The sequence below is a fragment of the Sporosarcina sp. FSL K6-1508 genome, assembly GCF_038007465.1.
In the GTDB taxonomy this organism is placed as follows: Bacteria; Bacillota; Bacilli; order Bacillales_A; family Planococcaceae; genus Sporosarcina; species Sporosarcina psychrophila_B.
Window position 1 is genome coordinate 4,383,845 of record NZ_JBBOXF010000001.1, and the last position, 16,482, is coordinate 4,400,326.

Here is a 16,482-nt window from a genome sequence, read left to right on the forward strand (position 1 = left end):
GCGTTAGTAGACCGCTAATGTGACAGCCCCACTGCTCGTTAATCGTTCAGGTTCGCTTAGATATTAAGAGAATACATCGACACGACAGAAACCCCTTCCTCAAAAATGTGTTAGCATTTTAGGTGGGGGAGCATTCATCGCACCCATCCTGCATGGCGCATTTTTTTCGTTACTGTTTCCATGACCCCTTCAGTAACTTCTGCACGAATAAGTTGAATACCGAATTTGCGGGCAAGCGCTATCATTTGTGCTTCATGTGCCGATTTCATTTCCAGGTAATCTTGAATTGCACGCCTCGTCATAGTCACTTCGATGCCGTCGCCGCTCTCGATGTCGACAAATCGGATATCCCCCTCATAATCAGGTATTTCTTCCACTTTCGAATGAATCGTTACAACACGTACGTCACCGCAAATTCCGGGCAAACGGCGGAAAAGATGTTCCCATTTTCCGACCTCTTCAAGTCCATCTGTCAGGATGAACAACACCGTTACTGCTTTTGGAATAGACGCAAGTGCTCGGTCAGTGAAATTTTCTGTTGATCCCGGATCGTCTATCGCCGAAATGAATTTCGTCACCGCGGCTCGATGGGCAGCACCTTTCTTTCGAAAAAAGGTATCCTGTCCATCATTCCATGTTGAAAACGACAGTGTATCTCCGCTTTTAAGTGCTAATTGCCCAAGTGCAATTGCCAGCTGTCGCGCATAGTTCCATTTTCCATCTGCTCCCATCGACTTTGTCGAGTCGAGTAAAATATGGATTCGCATATCCTGCTCATCGAGATATTGCTTAATGTAAGGCTTATCCGTTCGTGCATAGACATTCCAATCTATATGGCGCAAATCATCACCCGGATGATATTCTCTGAAATCGGAAAAATCAAGGGAGGAACCTGTCTTCCTTGAACGATGCGTCCCTTTATGATGTCCGAGACGACCCGATCTGGATACAATTGATAGGGCACCAAGCCTGTTCGCCAATCTATTGGGAAATAATTCGTCGTTCATTGCACCGAGGCTCCTTGCCGTACTTCTTCAATCAACTTAACAATCAGACCGTCAACGTCAACGCCCTCCGCTTCCCCTTCATAATTGATGAGAATGCGATGACGCAGCGCAGGTTTGGCAACTGTTTTAATATCCGCAATAGATACATGATAGCGCCCTGACAAAAGCGCACGCGCTTTGGCGAGTCTGATAATTGACTGGAGGCCACGTGGTCCGCTTCCGTACTGGACATATTTTGCCCAGTCATCCGAAGAACCGCTGTTGTTTTGGGTTGCTGAAACAAGATCTACCGCGTAATTAATCATTTCATCCGCAATAACAACTTCTTTGACCATTTCTTGCGCCATGACGATTTCTTCCGCATCCATTACTTTTTGAATTTCGATCTGTTGCGGTCCCGTTGTTCGTAGAATTATTTCCTTCAGTTCGGATTTCGCTGGATACGGCAGTATTATTTTACAAAGAAAACGATCCATCTGTGCTTCCGGCAATGGATAAGTTCCTTCCATCTCAATCGGATTCTGCGTTGCAAGAACGAAAAACGGACGTGCCATTTGTCTCGTCTCTCCAAGTACCGTAACTGTCTTCTCGCCCATCGCTTCAAGTAAGGCACTTTGTGTTTTCGGAGTAGCTCGGTTAATTTCATCAGCCAATATCATTTGGCTAAAAATTGGTCCTTCTTTAAAAGCGAAGCGCTGCATCCCTTCTTTGTCCCGTTCCAGAATGCTTGTCCCCGTAATGTCAGCCGGCATTAAATCCGGCGTAAATTGGATCCGGGAAAATGATAAATCGAGCACTTCTGAAATCGTTCGTATCAGCATTGTCTTTCCAAGACCGGGCAATCCTTCCAACAGTGCGTGCCCATCTGCCAAAATCGAATAGAGTGAAAACTCAACCGCTTCCTGCTGTCCGACGATAAATTTCGCAATTTCATCTTTAACTACTCCTAGTTTTCCACTCATTTCTTCAAATTGCTCTGGTGTAAATGGCATACGTACACTCCCATTCTGTCTTCATTCGATTGAGGAAAAGTAATCAGAGAGGATGTGCTGCAAATCTGGCGGCAGCTTCATCTTATCCGTGCTTTTCAAGTAGGAATCTTTATAATTTCCGATGACCTCTTTGTATGGCCGGATTGTTCCTTTTTCAACAGGACCTTCTGTTTCTCGTTCTTCGATGAAATTCCCATCACTCAGATCCCCGCCAACAATGGAGGGTTCATTTTTTTCACCTACACGGTCATTCGGGATTGAAAGAAGATTTCTTCCTCCTGAACCTTGTCCCTGTCCCTGTCCTTGCCCTTGTCCTTGTCCTTGGCCTTGTCCTTGTCCTTGGCCTTGTCCTTGTCCTTTTCCTTGTCCTTGGCCTTGTCCTTGTCCTTGTCCTTGTCCTTGGCCTTCGCCTTGTCCTTGGCTCTGTCCTTGACCCTCGCCCTGTTCATCGCTTTGTTCTTGACCCTGGTTCTCATCTTCATTGTCGTCTTCATCATTTCCTTCTGTTGTTCCCGGTTTCATGTCACTGGGAGGTGCAGAAGAATTATTCTCTGAACTTGCCATACCAGACAAAGCAGGCGCTTTACCAATTTTATTTAGCGCGCTCTGTGCCTTCCCTGTATTTTCCGCAAGTATATCCGAAAGTTTTCCAAGTTCGTCCAGTTCCTTTTCTTCAGCATCGCTTAAAGAATCGGCAGCGTCACCAGATTTCTTAGCTATTTCTTTTTTGTCTGCAAGACGCTGTTCTTTCAATCGTAATTCCTTCTGTTTCTTAACAAGTTCTTTCAACATCTCTTCTGATGTTTCCGCTTTTAAAAGCTTTTCAGCAAGTTCTTGCAATTCGTTTTTCACTTTCGGTAATTCTTCTTTTTTAATTAAATCCTGCACTTTTTTTTTGATCTCTTCAATAATCTCTTTTTCCTTTTCAATCGCTCCCGCTTCCAACTGCGCTTCAGATGGAAACGTGACTAATAGGGCAAGACAAGCAGATACAATAAAGAATCCGCTTAACATTTTCGGATTTACATACCTTTTTTCCCGTTTTTTAAACCGTTCAAATGCGTTTACCACTTTTGACTCAGCTGTGCTAATGATAGCAGGGGCAAGATGAGTTTCACTTACTTCGACATCCATCGCTGTAATGAGAAGGTTATCAGGCATAAAATTGTCTAGCTGCCGTACTGCTTCGGCTTTCCCGGATCTTTTGTAAACAATAGAAACAATCGTTACTAACAGCACCAGAACTGCACCTACAAATGCGCTACGTCCATAATAAGGAAATACGAACAGTCTGGAACCGACTAATATTAGTACCGCGAAAAGGGATGCGGCAAAGATGCCAGTCTGCACTTTGTAGACAGCTTTTTCAAAATGTAGCCGATACAGAGCCGCCCTTACATATTTCTTTAATAATGATTTCCTTTCCATTCGTTCACTTCCTCATCATTTAGAACGTTTCATATTAACTCGCAGTTTTTTTACAGAAATGAATATTGAAATGACTGTAAGGGACAAGTAAAAAATAACATAGCTTATCCAAATCGGAAATTTCACTTGTGTCATTTTTAAGATACTATCCCCTACTTCCTCTGAAAGAAGTGAAGCGAAAAGTATTGCCGGATTAATCGACGCAAGGATATGACCAAAGATAGAAGGTGTTGGCATGGCCGTTCCTATAGGATTGAACATCTTCAACTGCATCACAATCAGAAATATAAAAGCAGTAACAACCGATAGGAATAACATCATTCCATACGTTGCAATCATGGAAACAATCGTTCTGCGAATAAGCGTAGAAAACATTACACCTACACTCCCGATTGCAAGTAACGTAACAAACAAGAAAAAGAACACTTTCACAAAATCTACAGGAGAAATGCCTCCGAATAAGAACACTAGACTATAGACCGGCAGTCCCGCTACAATAAGCAACAACAGAAATGCGATTGAAGAAGACAATTTTCCAGAAATGATTTGAAATGAACTTTGTGATGTCGTCAACAAAATCGGCAGTGTCTGTTTCTCTCTCTCCGAACTGATAGCTCCGGCCGTCAAACCCGGTGTTATGAATAATACAAGTCCGAGCTGGATAAAAGATAACAGCGCAAACAAGATAAAGCTTTCACTCGGCCTAAAATATGACGTTCCCGATACACTCATTGTTGTAAAAATGAAACCGAAAACAAAAATACACATTGCTATCATGTAGAATAGAATGCCTATGAAACTCTTCGGAGAACGGAACCTTAATTTTAATTCTTTAAAGAGCACCGGATTATTGAAATTCATCTTCATTTCAATCAGCTCCTTTCGTAATTTCCATGAACACATCTTCCAGATTAGTCACGTGTTCCATGAACGTTAGGATTGGAACGTTATGCATGATAGCCCGCTTCAGTAAATTAATCTGATCTTCTTCTGTTCCTTTATATGAAAATCTGAGGCCGTCGCCAGCATCTAACCGTTCAATGTTCGACACGAACGGATCTTCTTCAAAAAATGAGATGGGGCCATTAAGCGATCCAGTCAAGCGTACCGTGATGACTCTTTCACCGCGCAGCTTATCCTGAATTTCAGCGACTGAGCCATGAGCAATGAGTCGTCCATTATCAATCACTCCGATTTCATCACACATCTCAGCAAGTTCCGGTAAAATATGAGAAGAGATTAAAATCGTCTTGCCCATCTTTTTTAACGTTCTAAGTATGTCCCTCATCTCAACGCGTGCACGCGGATCAAGGCCGGATGCCGGTTCGTCAAGAATAAGTACCTTTGGATCATGGATAAGACTTCGTGCCAGGCATAGTCTCTGTTTCATCCCTCTTGATAAAAGATCTACATACGAATGACGCTTATGTGAGAGATTTACAAGTTCCAGCAATTGGGGTATAAGCTTTTTCCTCTCCGCTTCAGGAATACCATAACTTGCGCCGTAAAAGTCTAGGTATTCATCTGCCTTCAGTTGATCATAGACGCCAAAAAAGTCGGGCATATAGCCAATCATTTTTCGCACTGCCGCTGGATTTTCTCGGATATTCACTCCATCGATGAATACATCGCCCTCCGTTGGTTGTAATAAAGTTGCGAGAATGAGAAATGTCGTCGATTTTCCAGCACCATTTGCACCCACAAACCCGAATACCGTTCCCTCACTAAGTGTTAAATTCAAATTATCTAGCGCTTTGAACTGGCCATATTCCTTTGTCAATCCTTTTATCTCTATCATTTCGACACCTCCCCATTCAGCTTGAGCATAGGTGCAAGACCTTGATTACCATTTTTCTCATCATGAAAAATGATTCGGACAATAATTTTTCCATCTGGCGTTATATAGTCACTGATTTTTTCCGTCTTCACCAATTTCCCGGATTCGGATTGTTCAAATTGACCTGACCGTACATTTAATATGCTGACATCATATAACTGTTTTTGTATTTTCAATAGTTCCAGTGATGTCCATTTCATTTTCTTTCCGCTTAATTCCTTTGGTAATTGCCATGTTTGATTGTACACAGGATCATTAAAATAATACTCGTCATTCCCAAAGCCTTGAGAATCCGGCTGAGATTGCCCGTCCTCAGATAACATTGACATCTCCATCATTTCAGGTTCAACTGTAAACGCATCAGTTATCGTCACGTTTGCCTCTACTGGTTGCACGAGCAACGTCAAGGCCGAGACAGAAGCCTTCACCTTAAGTAATTCAACGGGAACAATCTGAGTATCCGTATAACCGACTACGACAGGATTCGAAGTATTATTCATATAATCATTGGAAAACGAAAGAACACTATCTCTCCTCATCTTCATCAGATCATCCTGATTGGCAAGTGGAGCACTCATGAACGGATTGAACATCGATTTTCTTGGAAGCAAAGTAGGCGTTTTCAACGTTTCATTCACTTGAGCTGTTTCACCTGGGCCAAGATCACCGATCGGAATCAGTTCTGCTCCTGACCAAATTGCAACTCCCGTCAATGCAAATGGAAAATCGTTCGTCACAGAACCCGTCAACTTCTTATTTGTGATCGTCAATTGAATATCGAAATCCCCTGTCTTTTCGATGTTTGTTTCTCCATACAACGACGCAACATTCCAATAACCCACATTACGGAGATGCATTTTTGAACCCGCTGCATCTCTTTCAACAACGGCCTGTTTATGAATAACCCCTTTCGAAGAGGTGAAAGCCTTATTTGATAATGAAGTACTGAGCGTTGTTTCTAAAGGGGCACTAAATGTGAAATCCCCGGACTTATTAGAAAGGATCGACTCTGCATAATAACCTGACAAGCTGCCATCCTGTTCCACATTTAATATAGCGGAATGTTGAATTTGAGCTCTTCCAATCCGATCTTTAGCCCCATATGCAAAAATGCCGATAGACGTCAGTATCGCAATAGAAGGTATAATCCACCAGGCATATTCTCTTTTATCTTTCCTTTTAAGAATAAAATACAGGACAGGTATAATAAGAATCATATAAAAGATGATAACTCCAAATAATAAAGGCGCAGATACTTTAAATGAAGGAAATAATTCGTTTGAGTCGCCAACCGAATAGACAATCGCATCACTCGGATTGTCATAATTATGCTGGCCCAGTTGCACTGAATACCCCGTTGCATCAAAAATTGTACTCCATAGGGCTGGCATTCCTGTCATTTTAGCGATTGGATCATCACCGACTGAGAAAGCAGTTTGCACAACTCGCCCCTTGCCTGCCTGAGAGTAAGCAACGATGACATTTCCTGCATCTTCAAGCAAGGGCAGTGCTTGCGCATTTAACTCGGACATATAGGAGGGAATCTGACCGTCAAAACCTTTTGTACCTGCCCAATTATTCAACGCCTCTGAATTCGCTCCCGTACGGTCTTTCAGTGTTAGAGGCAAGTAGTCAGAGAAAACGCCTGCTTCTGCTTTTACGTTATCAGACCCGCCGATTACCAAAATGCCTCCTAAACGAACCCATCCCAACAGGGCCTCTTGTTTCTTGCTTGATAAGTCAGCAAGCGGATATTCATCGATGATGATAAAATCTGCCGCCCCCCATCCTGCGGCTTCTTCCGGTATATTGGCTTCTCCCATTTTCGAGGTACTAATGATTTGGTTATTTGTTGTATTTAAAATTTGACTATTTTTTAAAGCAGAAAGACGATCTGGATTATCCGTAAATGTGACGATGAATGTCGATTCATCATCATAGAGAACTGTCGTTAGTTGTTGCGCACCTTTATGTACAATTTCTTTTCCTTTTGCCCATCCCCCCTCATAAAGGTAAATTGTTTTTGTAGTCGACATACCATTCATGCCGCCTATATCAGTCATCTTCGGGATCACTAGTGAAATCGTTTTAGTCTCTCCAGGCCCTATATCAAGAGGAATCGCTTCCCCGCTGCCTGTCCTATAGGAATCGGGAATATCGATAACCAAATCTCCGCTAAATGCAGTGCCGTTATTTTCGACTATTATTTTAAGCGGGGCACCTTTTCCCTCCTTTGCTTTCCCGTCGATCCCTGCCGACACACTCACTTTCAAATCCGGAGCTGCAAGTGCATGAACAGTCGAATTGAAGGCAATCGACCCAATTAGCAAAAACAAAAAAACTGCAAACTTCTTCCTCATAGCATTACCCTCCTGTCACGCTGAATAGAAGTCTATCGGTAGACCGCTAGTTCTCATCTATTAGTACGAAAAAGTTAACCTAAAGTTTCTCTATTTCTCAATAATTGTAATCTTTCTGTAATCGTTCGGCGTGACTTTGTACAATTTGCGTGAATGCATCTACTTGTTTCAGTCCAAATGACGATTCATAACCAATCAGCCATGTATCTCGCGTCAATTCAAATTCTTCTTCATTATTCAAAAGCGGCATTTTATTAACATCTTCATCTCCTGTCAATGTGATTGACGGTAATATCGCGTAACCTATACCATTTAACGCCAATTGTTTACATGTCTCAATCTGATCGACTGTAATTTGACGCCCCGGATTCTGATCAAAATGACGTTGCCACCAACGCTGAATTTCCATGTGGTAATTCGAGTCACTTTTAAACTGTATAAATGGCCGTTCTGTATCTTTCAATTCATCGATAGACGTAATTTCCCGGTCCACTAAATAGAGGCGATCCCGGAATAAATAGGTTTTTTTACTCTTCCAATCTACTTGACCGCGCACAATTCCGACGTGGGCTTCTCCCTCATATAATGCTTTTACAATTTCCGAACTCCATCCCGTTATGAGCGATATCTTGGCATCCGGGTAAATTTCCACATATTCCTTCAATACTTGGGGCAACCAGGTCTGTCCTACGATGGACGCACATGCAATTTTCAATGTGCCATGCACTTTATCAGCCATCGAGGCAATCATTTCAAATGTTTCGTCTCGCTTCAAAATTGCTTCACGTGCATAAGAGACAATGATTTCTCCCGCTGGCGTTGGCTCAAGCCCTTTCTGCGATCGGATGAACAATAATGTTCCCCACTCCTTTTCAATTGACTGTAACCGCTGGGAAAGAGCCGGTTGCGATAAAAAAAGTCGCTCTGCGGCCTTTCGCATATTCCCCTCTTCTGCTAGTGCTTTTATGATTTCAAGTTCTGTCGTTGTCATTCAAATACCCCTTTCCACGTGGAATTTTCAGTATCAGCAGCAAGCTGATAACAGCAAAAATTGCTACAGTAATGTATACCCATTGCAACGAGCCATCGAGCGCATTCTGTAGCAGATGAACTTTTGTTGCGGGTATAGTCTGTCTCATTTCATCTGTCAGAAGTAAATTGACATCATCCAAATTATAATTCAGGTCCGTTTTCTTGAAACGAGCCATTAACATGCCATTTAAAATCGCTCCGAAAAGGGCCGCTCCTATTGTGTTTCCAAAATTCCGCATGAACATATTAGCAGCAGTCGCGGATCCCCGGGTTTCTCTTGGAACCGCTCCTTGGATTGTTACGATGAACGATGTACTTGTCAATCCCATGCCAACGCCTACAAAGAAGCTCGCCAACGCAGCCCACCATGGTCCAGATCCTGCATCCATTATGACAAACAATATTGTACCAACTATCAGTGATAAACCACCCGCGAAAGATACAAGGAACGTGCCATGGCGAATTAACAGATGTCCAGCAACTGACGATGCAATCGGCCATCCTATAGACATTGCAGTCAACGTAAACCCTGCAATGATCGCTGGTTGTTCCATTACGCCTGTAACAAATGTTGGCAAATAAGAAGAAACACCTATCAATATAACGCCTGTCGTTAATGACACTAGATTCGCATATAAAATGACGGGATTTTTCCACAGCGCAAACGGCATTACAGGATTTATCGCTTTTCGTTCGACCCTAACAAATAACACTAATGATCCTAGTCCTACAACAATGAGGGCGATACTGTAAAACGAAATGCGACCGAATGCCTGACCACCTTCAACAAGCCAAAATAAACTAGTAGATAGAGTTAGCGTGAGTAAGAAGGCGCCTTTGTAATCGATCGAAACTTTTTTCTCTCGTTGAGGTTCATGAAGAAAGAAATAAATACCAGCCATTGCAAGGATCCCAAGGGGCACATTCACCCAGAAAACGAACTTCCAATTCATATATTGGACGATGAGCCCGCCAATGACCGGACCTGACACTGCCGAAATCCCCCACACACTTGATAAATATCCTTGAACTTTTGCCCGTTCTTCTGTCGTATAAATATCGCCGACAATTGTCGTAGCGATCGGCATGACTGCACCTGCCCCAAGACCTTGAATTAATCTAAAAATGATCAACTGCTCCATCGAAACAGCAAAACCACATAAAATCGAGCCAATTAGAAAGAGTGTCAATCCAATAAATAAAATCGGCTTTCGACCAAATAAGTCTGCGAGTTTACCATAAATAAGGACTGTAACCGTACTCATCAATAAATACGAAGAAAAAACCCAACTATACCGTGAAAAACCACCAAGATCTGATGCAATCGAAGGCATCGCGGTAGATACAATCGTCGCTTCCACCGCACCGACAAACATTGCCAGCATGACAGAAATGAGCACAAGCGGACGATTCGTTATTTTACTATTTTTCACAATCTATCATCCTCCTTTTAAACTAAGAAAAGTGTAAGCGCCTGGGTAGAGGCGACAGGCATAAGACGGGCTGGCGAAGTAGCGTTCTTTGCTGCATAGCCGGACCGACTTATGACCCGAGCCTCTAGGCGCTGAAGCTAGACAATAAGAAAAGCGCAAGCGCCTGGTCAGAGGCGACAGGCATAAGACGGGCTGGCGAAGCGGCGCTCTGCCGCATAGCCGGACCGACTTATGACCCGAGCCTCTAGGCGCTGGAGTCTGGACAATAAGAAAAGCGCAAGCGCCTGGAATACGAACGTGAAATACCCTTTCCTCAAGGTTATCTATAAACAAGAACTTAAGAGTACGCCAAATACACAAAAAGGCTCCTACTAGGAGCCCGTAATTTGACCAATGCTGTTATTGTGCTGAATAAATATACTTTTTAAACTGCTTCATTATTACTCTTCGTGTTAATATGCCCGCAAATGTGCCGTCTTGTTCTGTCACACAAAGAAATGTATGATCAATTAATAAATCGAGGCCTTTTTGGAATCGGTCCGTCGTTTTTATGGATGGCAAATCAGTTTGCATAATTTCATCGACTTTTAAATCTGCTAGTCTTTCGTATTCAATACGTTCAAGACCCAATATAGAATCTGTGATCATTCCCATACTGAGAAGTCCCTTAAGATGGTATTTCGCATCAAGAACCGGAATAGCTGAATAACCTGTTTTTGTTAGAACAAGGAGAGCGTGCTCTGCATTATTTCCAACCTGCACGTGCGCGACTTTTTCAGAAGAAATGATAAAATCCGCTATCGGTGTGAAGAGAAAGTCTTTATTGTTTACAGATATCATGTAAATCTGCTCCTTCTGTAGCTATGCTGTTCATCTTAAAACTACATATCTATCATATCATAAGAAGGGCTTTCTAACCCTATATCCAAAAAAGAAAACCCCTTCAGTTAAGAAGAGGTTGCGTAATAGAAAATGACAATTCCTATAAAAAATACGGCGACAAGAGCGATCCAAATTATCGGATTCAATGTAAATGGATGATCTTCAATCTCCGCGGGAATCTGACTGCCCTGAGCTCCAATAACAGCTTCTGCCTTATTCCATTTCTTTACGGAGACGAAGCCGATTATGCAGATGATTAAAACAACAATAATTAATGGAACTGCCCATATACCCAATGCACATCTCTCCTTTTGAAGTTAGGATGTGCAAAATGGCTAAAAGTTATCCTTAAAACGGTGAATTGTTAAGCCATTGACCGCCATCGAGAGTTACAATTTCTCCATTCATGTACGAGGCTTTATCAGACATGATGAATGCTGCAAGCTCTGCAATCTCTTCAGGTTTTCCAAGACGGCCTAAAGGAATCGATTCCAGTGTACGCTTTGCAGCTTCTTCAGACTCCCATAACTTTTCTGCTCCGCCCGTTCGTTCAATCGGACCCGGTGCTATACCATTTACACGGATTCCATATTGGCTTCCCCATTCCACTGCCAAAGTTCGAGTTAACGACATAACACCTGCTTTAGCCGCCGCTGAATGAATGACGCCAGCGCCAGCATCCCAGGCATACGTTGCAAGCATATTCAAAATCGAACCTTTTTGACCTTTTTCGATCCAGTATTTTCCAACAGCACTTGAACAGTAAAACGTTCCATTTAGTACGATATCAATAACAGACTTCCAGCCATTTGGTGATAACTCTTCTGCCCTGACGATGAAGTTCCCTGCTGCGTTGTTTACTAATCCATCAATCCGACCGAATTTTTCATCCGTAAAAGCAACAAGTGCTGCAACTGATTCAACACTGCGCACATCCATCTGAAATGTATGTGCGCGCTCTCCGATTTCATCCTGAGCTGCTTTCAATCTATCTATATCTCTACCTGTAATAACAACTTGTGCACCTTCAGCTGCAAATTTCTTCGCCATGTATTTCCCCATTCCATTCGATCCACCTGTTACGATTATGACTTTTTCATCAAACATTCCTATTCCCCCTTGTAATGAATGAATATTCACTCATAATTGTAACATGTTACTGCGCTAATGACGAGAACAAAAGCATAGACCAAAAACGGCCAACGAATTTTCTACGTTGACCGTTTTTCTTAAGCATTATTCTTAAAATACTTTTCTACAATTTCTTCTACCGGAATCGCTTTACTATATAAAAAACCTTGTGCTTTCTGACATTTAGCTTCGAGTAGAATTGTTGCCTGTAAATCCTTTTCCACACCTTCTGCAATGACTTCCATCCCAAGATTATGAGCTAGATTGATAATTGTTTTCGCTATTGCTTCATTCTTAACATCAATTTCAATGTCTTTTATAAAAGAACGGTCGATTTTAATAATATCAATTGGATATTGCTTCAAATAACTGAGTGAAGAATAACCCGTGCCGAAATCATCAACAGAAATGAAAATCCCGATCTTTTTCAGTTCATTAAGCGTCGTGAGGGTTTCGTCCATTTTCGTCAATGCGCCTTCTGTTATTTCCACTTCAAGAGAAGAGGGCACGATACCATAACCGGAAATTTTCTTTTTTAACTTATCTACAAAGTCTTCCATGCTAAACTGCTTTGGTGAAATATTCACGGCGATCCTAACCGGTTTGAACTGTTTATCTTGCCATTCTTTCAGCTGGCTGCATACCTGATCTAACACCCAATCACCAATTCCATGAATAAGTCCCGATTCTTCCGCAATAGGTATGAATTGCGCCGGGGAAACAAATCCGAATTTCCCATTGTTCCATCTGAGAAGTGCTTCGAAACTGCTAATATATCCCGTTTTCAAATCGACTTGCGGCTGATAATGAACCGTCAATTCATTTAATTCAATTGCCCTGCGCAAATGCGACTCCATCAGAGCTTCATCTGTGAAAGACATATTCATCTCTTCTTGGAAAAAGCGATAATGAGATCGGCCGCGATCTTTTACAAAGACAAGTGCTTGTTCTGATTTCCGCAATAGATCTTCAAGTGTTTTTCCATCTTCCGGATAAACAGCAATTCCGATCGATGCGGACATGAAATATTCTTGGTGATTATAATAAAATGGTTTTCCGAAATCATTCAGCAACCTTTGTGCAAACTCCTCCGTCTTCGGCACAGAGTGATTTTGCAAAGAGACTATAAATTCGTCACTGCCGTTACGGTATAATCTTGCAGTTGCAGGACAGATTACTTTTAATCTTTCCGCGACCATTTTCAGAATTTCGTCCGCACCATTATGTCCAATAGAATCATTGATTAATTTGAAACGATCAAGTCCTAAATGTATGAAAGATACTCTTTTATCACTTTTCAATGCGTAGTGAGAATCTTCCTTGAAGTGCTCTTTCATGGCACGACGATTCCAAAGACCTGTCAATTGGTCGTGATAGGAAAGGTAAAGAAGTTTTTCATTATTTTCCTGATGCACGGATGTATCCCTTAATATTAACTGAATTTCTTTCACTTCATTATCTACCAAGACGGGGATTGTTTTCAAATACATCGGCAATAACCGGCCACGTTTATGGAAAAATGATGCCCCTTCCATCTCTATCGATTCTCCCGCTAGCGTGCGAGACAAAAACAGTTGGAATTCCGCTATTTTTTCCTCTCCAAAAAGGTTCAGAATGGAACGGCCGGAAAGTTCTTTAAATCGATAGCCAAATGCTAAATGGACTGCACGATTCGCATAGATAATTTTCAAATTCCGATCAATGGTTATAATCGGATCAAGATTATGGTCAATTATGGAATTATATTTATGCTGTAATTCTTTTTGTAATTCTCTTTCAGCTGCGATATCATCCCGTTCATGCAATTCGATAATTATAACTTCCCCACCGTGCTCTTCAGTATGATATTGAAAACCCACTTCAAACATCACACTCATCTCATTGTGAGTCGCCCGAATCTTAGCTGGGCAAGATGATTGGTTTTGTCTTTTTTGTAACTTGCGGTTGATCGGAATCCATAGGCCTCCAAAAAAACTAGCTGCCGATTGGTTAGCGACACCTGAAAAGTAATGCATAGCCAATGAATTGGCATAGCACACCTCAAAAACACCTTGCTTATTTTTTTCTATAAGTATCGACATCTTGAACGAATGGTCGAAAATATAAGACGCTATTATTTTTTCTAAACGTTCTTCTATTTTAGCGTTTCCCATGAGTTCCTCCATTTGTAGTGCATCTATCTGACCTATTAAAAAGGATTTTGATTAACTACTCTCTATTTGTCTGAAAGCTCAACAAATAATGGTCATAACAAAATTAGATTGTGCTACTTCTTTAGATTTATGTATCGAAATAAAGCGCGACTTTATTTGTCGGATGACCTGCTGCCAATGTGGAATAGACATGCCCACAACCCCATAACTAATAGTATAATGTTATTTTATGTTGAATTGGTATGTATTCTCAGTATAATATGTCGGAAGTTGTAAATTTCTTTCATTCTTGGTATTATCAAAACATATACAATCATACAATCTTCCAGAGAAGGAGGTCTATTTTGAAAAATAATCATTCCATCCGACAATTAGCAATTGCTATTTATACGGTTAATCGTCATGCAAAAACAGCACCTGATAATAAAGAGCTCTATGGCCTGAAGAAAATGGCACTAGAGAAACTTCTTAGCTCCGGCAATGCAGAAAAAATCGGGTTACATTTCGTCGACAATCCGAAATTCAGTAAGCAACACTCGACAGTCCTCGTCCGGTGTGACGAATTCCTCTTTCATACGATCCCGGCAAAAGATGACTTCAATACACTTCCCCACCTCGGACAACAAGATCCTACTTCTCGCAATCCACAAGAACGGATGAGCCTGAAAACAGCGCGTGAGCTTCTTTCAAACTATGCCGAACCTTTTCAACAAAAAGTAGCTGAGAAGAAAAAAGCTGTTCCAAAAAAGTCGATTCACAGCATACAGAACACCCAAACTTTCCGATCCTCTTATTTGGATGGCAAGTGAACGGGCGGGACTCGCCCGTTTTTTAAGAGGTCCGAAAATATAAATCAAACACACAGGTGGATTAGCCAAAAGTAAACGGTAAATAACTATTTACTCTTGTCATCAACTATTGGATGCTCTGTGTACAGGTGCTTTTGGATTGCTTTGGATTGAAAAACGCCTACATGATTACCGTTTTTTTGATAGATAGGGATGCTACTTTGTCGCATCCCTATCTATTTTTTTCGGTAATCCTGTGATGGTCTTTCATCTGTCACTCTCCAAAGGCACAGGTAACATAGTACTAAAGCTTCTTGGAACGAATTAGAATTCCTACCAATACTGCGCTTCGACGCTTTGTGGATGCCTCCGTAATAAGCCAGAAAGAAGACCACTTGGGAGGGATTGAGCTGCATCCCTCCTTGCTCTTATCACTCCGGCTACCACGAAGTCGCGCCTTCGCTGGATGGTCTATTTGCGAAAGCACATTTCGTTAACTGTGTTGAAATCTGCAATCTGGAGTGCGTCTTTCTTGAATATAATTAATGTCAACTAGTAATCACATTATAATCTCGGCATATACATCTCAACATCACATTTCTCTCAATATAGAACACTCTAGCGCAGGCGCGGCAAAGGGGTCGCCGAAGCCGTAAGACTGGATGCGAAGCGCTAATCCAAGCTTACGGCGTAAGGCATCCGCAAAGCGCCAAGCGTTATACAATCCACACCCTAAATTACAACTCTCTCATTAATTGAGCACCACAGCAGATTCAATTTGATTCTTAATTTCAACTTATATAGTTAACGATTTTTTTAGCTGTTTTCTATGAAAATCACCTTTAAGGGGTTAATGAAAAATATAAGTTTTTTCAACTTGGATCGATATCCAGACCCCAAGCGCCCACTTATTTAATTTGTTCAGCAATGACTTTTTCAAAGTCAACAAGAAGAATCATATCGCTATCACGCTTAATCACTCCGGAAACAGGCACTTTATTGCCTGTATACATATCTGAGGCAGGTTCGATATCAGAGAAATTGATACGTTGGATTTGAGTAACGGCCGTTACATCCAGGACAACTGTTGTCCCGTCAAATTCCGCTACGATATATTTCGAATCGTCATTATCATTACTATCTGCATTTCCTGTCACTTTCTTCAAATTGATGACCGGTAGTACTTCTCCACGTAATTGAATGATACCTTCAATATACGGGTGAGCATGCGGCAATACAGTAACAGGAACAGGTTGAATAATTTCACGCACGTGCTGAATCCCAATTCCAAAGTTATTTTTCCCTACTTGAAACTCAACAAATTCAAAGACTTCATATGTTACTACATCCGACTTCATTGCATTCACCTACTCATCTCCTATGTTTTAATAATTTGTACTGCATTAATTGAACACTTATATCTATTTTCGGCATATTTC

General features: G+C 41.5%; 14 protein-coding genes. 1 reads left to right on the plus strand and 13 read right to left on the minus strand.

Features of this window, described 5'->3' with window-relative positions:
* Positions 1–134 precede the first annotated feature (134 nt).
* The 12 genes from MKZ11_RS22445 to MKZ11_RS22500 form a co-directional block, all read right to left on the minus strand.
* Positions 135–1,007: a DUF58 domain-containing protein gene (locus MKZ11_RS22445; protein ID WP_340796569.1), complete on the minus strand. Its 873-nt coding sequence runs from the start codon at positions 1,005–1,007 to the stop codon at positions 135–137.
* Positions 1,004–1,999 carry an AAA family ATPase gene (locus tag MKZ11_RS22450; protein WP_340796570.1) on the minus strand — a complete coding sequence of 332 codons (996 nt, stop codon included), beginning with the start codon at positions 1,997–1,999 and terminating at the stop codon, positions 1,004–1,006. Before MKZ11_RS22450 ends, MKZ11_RS22445 begins: the two co-directional genes overlap by 4 nt.
* A gap of 21 nt (positions 2,000–2,020) precedes the next feature.
* Positions 2,021–3,427 carry a hypothetical protein gene (locus MKZ11_RS22455; protein ID WP_340796571.1) on the minus strand — a complete coding sequence of 469 codons (1,407 nt, stop codon included), beginning with the start codon at positions 3,425–3,427 and terminating at the stop codon, positions 2,021–2,023.
* 15 nt (positions 3,428–3,442) lie between these two features.
* The gene (locus tag MKZ11_RS22460; protein ID WP_340796572.1) at positions 3,443–4,294 is read right to left on the minus strand and encodes an ABC transporter permease; all 852 of its coding nucleotides are present in this window, start codon (positions 4,292–4,294) and stop codon (positions 3,443–3,445) included.
* A gap of 1 nt (position 4,295) precedes the next feature.
* A complete protein-coding gene (locus tag MKZ11_RS22465) occupies positions 4,296–5,225 on the minus strand; it encodes an ABC transporter ATP-binding protein (protein WP_340796573.1) in 930 nt (309 codons plus the stop codon).
* Entirely contained in the window at positions 5,222–7,624 is a 2,403-nt protein-coding gene (locus MKZ11_RS22470; protein ID WP_340796574.1) for a hypothetical protein, read from the minus strand. Before MKZ11_RS22470 ends, MKZ11_RS22465 begins: the two co-directional genes overlap by 4 nt.
* A 97-nt stretch (positions 7,625–7,721) precedes the next feature.
* The gene (locus tag MKZ11_RS22475) at positions 7,722–8,615 is read right to left on the minus strand and encodes a LysR family transcriptional regulator (RefSeq protein ID WP_340796575.1); all 894 of its coding nucleotides are present in this window, start codon (positions 8,613–8,615) and stop codon (positions 7,722–7,724) included.
* On the minus strand, positions 8,596–10,041 hold the full coding sequence (locus MKZ11_RS22480; protein WP_340797090.1) for an MDR family MFS transporter: 1,446 nt from the start codon (positions 10,039–10,041) through the stop codon (positions 8,596–8,598). The genes MKZ11_RS22475 and MKZ11_RS22480 overlap by 20 nt, the downstream gene beginning before the upstream one ends.
* 447 nt (positions 10,042–10,488) lie before the next feature.
* Entirely contained in the window at positions 10,489–10,929 is a 441-nt protein-coding gene (cbpB, locus tag MKZ11_RS22485) for a cyclic-di-AMP-binding protein CbpB (protein WP_340796576.1), read from the minus strand.
* Between the two features lie 107 nt (positions 10,930–11,036).
* Positions 11,037–11,267 (minus strand): hypothetical protein, encoded by a 231-nt coding sequence (locus tag MKZ11_RS22490; RefSeq protein ID WP_340796577.1) that lies wholly within the window; start codon positions 11,265–11,267, stop codon positions 11,037–11,039.
* A gap of 52 nt (positions 11,268–11,319) precedes the next feature.
* Positions 11,320–12,078, minus strand: coding sequence for a 2,4-dienoyl-CoA reductase (gene fadH, locus MKZ11_RS22495; RefSeq protein ID WP_340796578.1), 759 nt, complete (start codon positions 12,076–12,078; stop codon positions 11,320–11,322).
* Positions 12,079–12,200: 122 nt separating this feature from the next.
* Complete coding sequence (locus tag MKZ11_RS22500; protein WP_340796579.1) at positions 12,201–14,255, minus strand: putative bifunctional diguanylate cyclase/phosphodiesterase; 2,055 nt, start codon at positions 14,253–14,255, stop codon at positions 12,201–12,203.
* Between the two features lie 344 nt (positions 14,256–14,599).
* Between MKZ11_RS22500 and MKZ11_RS22505 the strand changes: the two genes are divergently transcribed.
* Positions 14,600–15,064: a YkyB family protein gene (locus MKZ11_RS22505; protein ID WP_340796580.1), complete on the plus strand. Its 465-nt coding sequence runs from the start codon at positions 14,600–14,602 to the stop codon at positions 15,062–15,064.
* An 887-nt stretch (positions 15,065–15,951) separates the two neighbouring features.
* Here MKZ11_RS22505 and MKZ11_RS22510 read toward each other — a convergent pair.
* Positions 15,952–16,401, minus strand: coding sequence for a chemotaxis protein CheW (locus MKZ11_RS22510; RefSeq protein WP_340797091.1), 450 nt, complete (start codon positions 16,399–16,401; stop codon positions 15,952–15,954).
* Between the last annotated feature and the right edge of the window lie 81 nt (positions 16,402–16,482).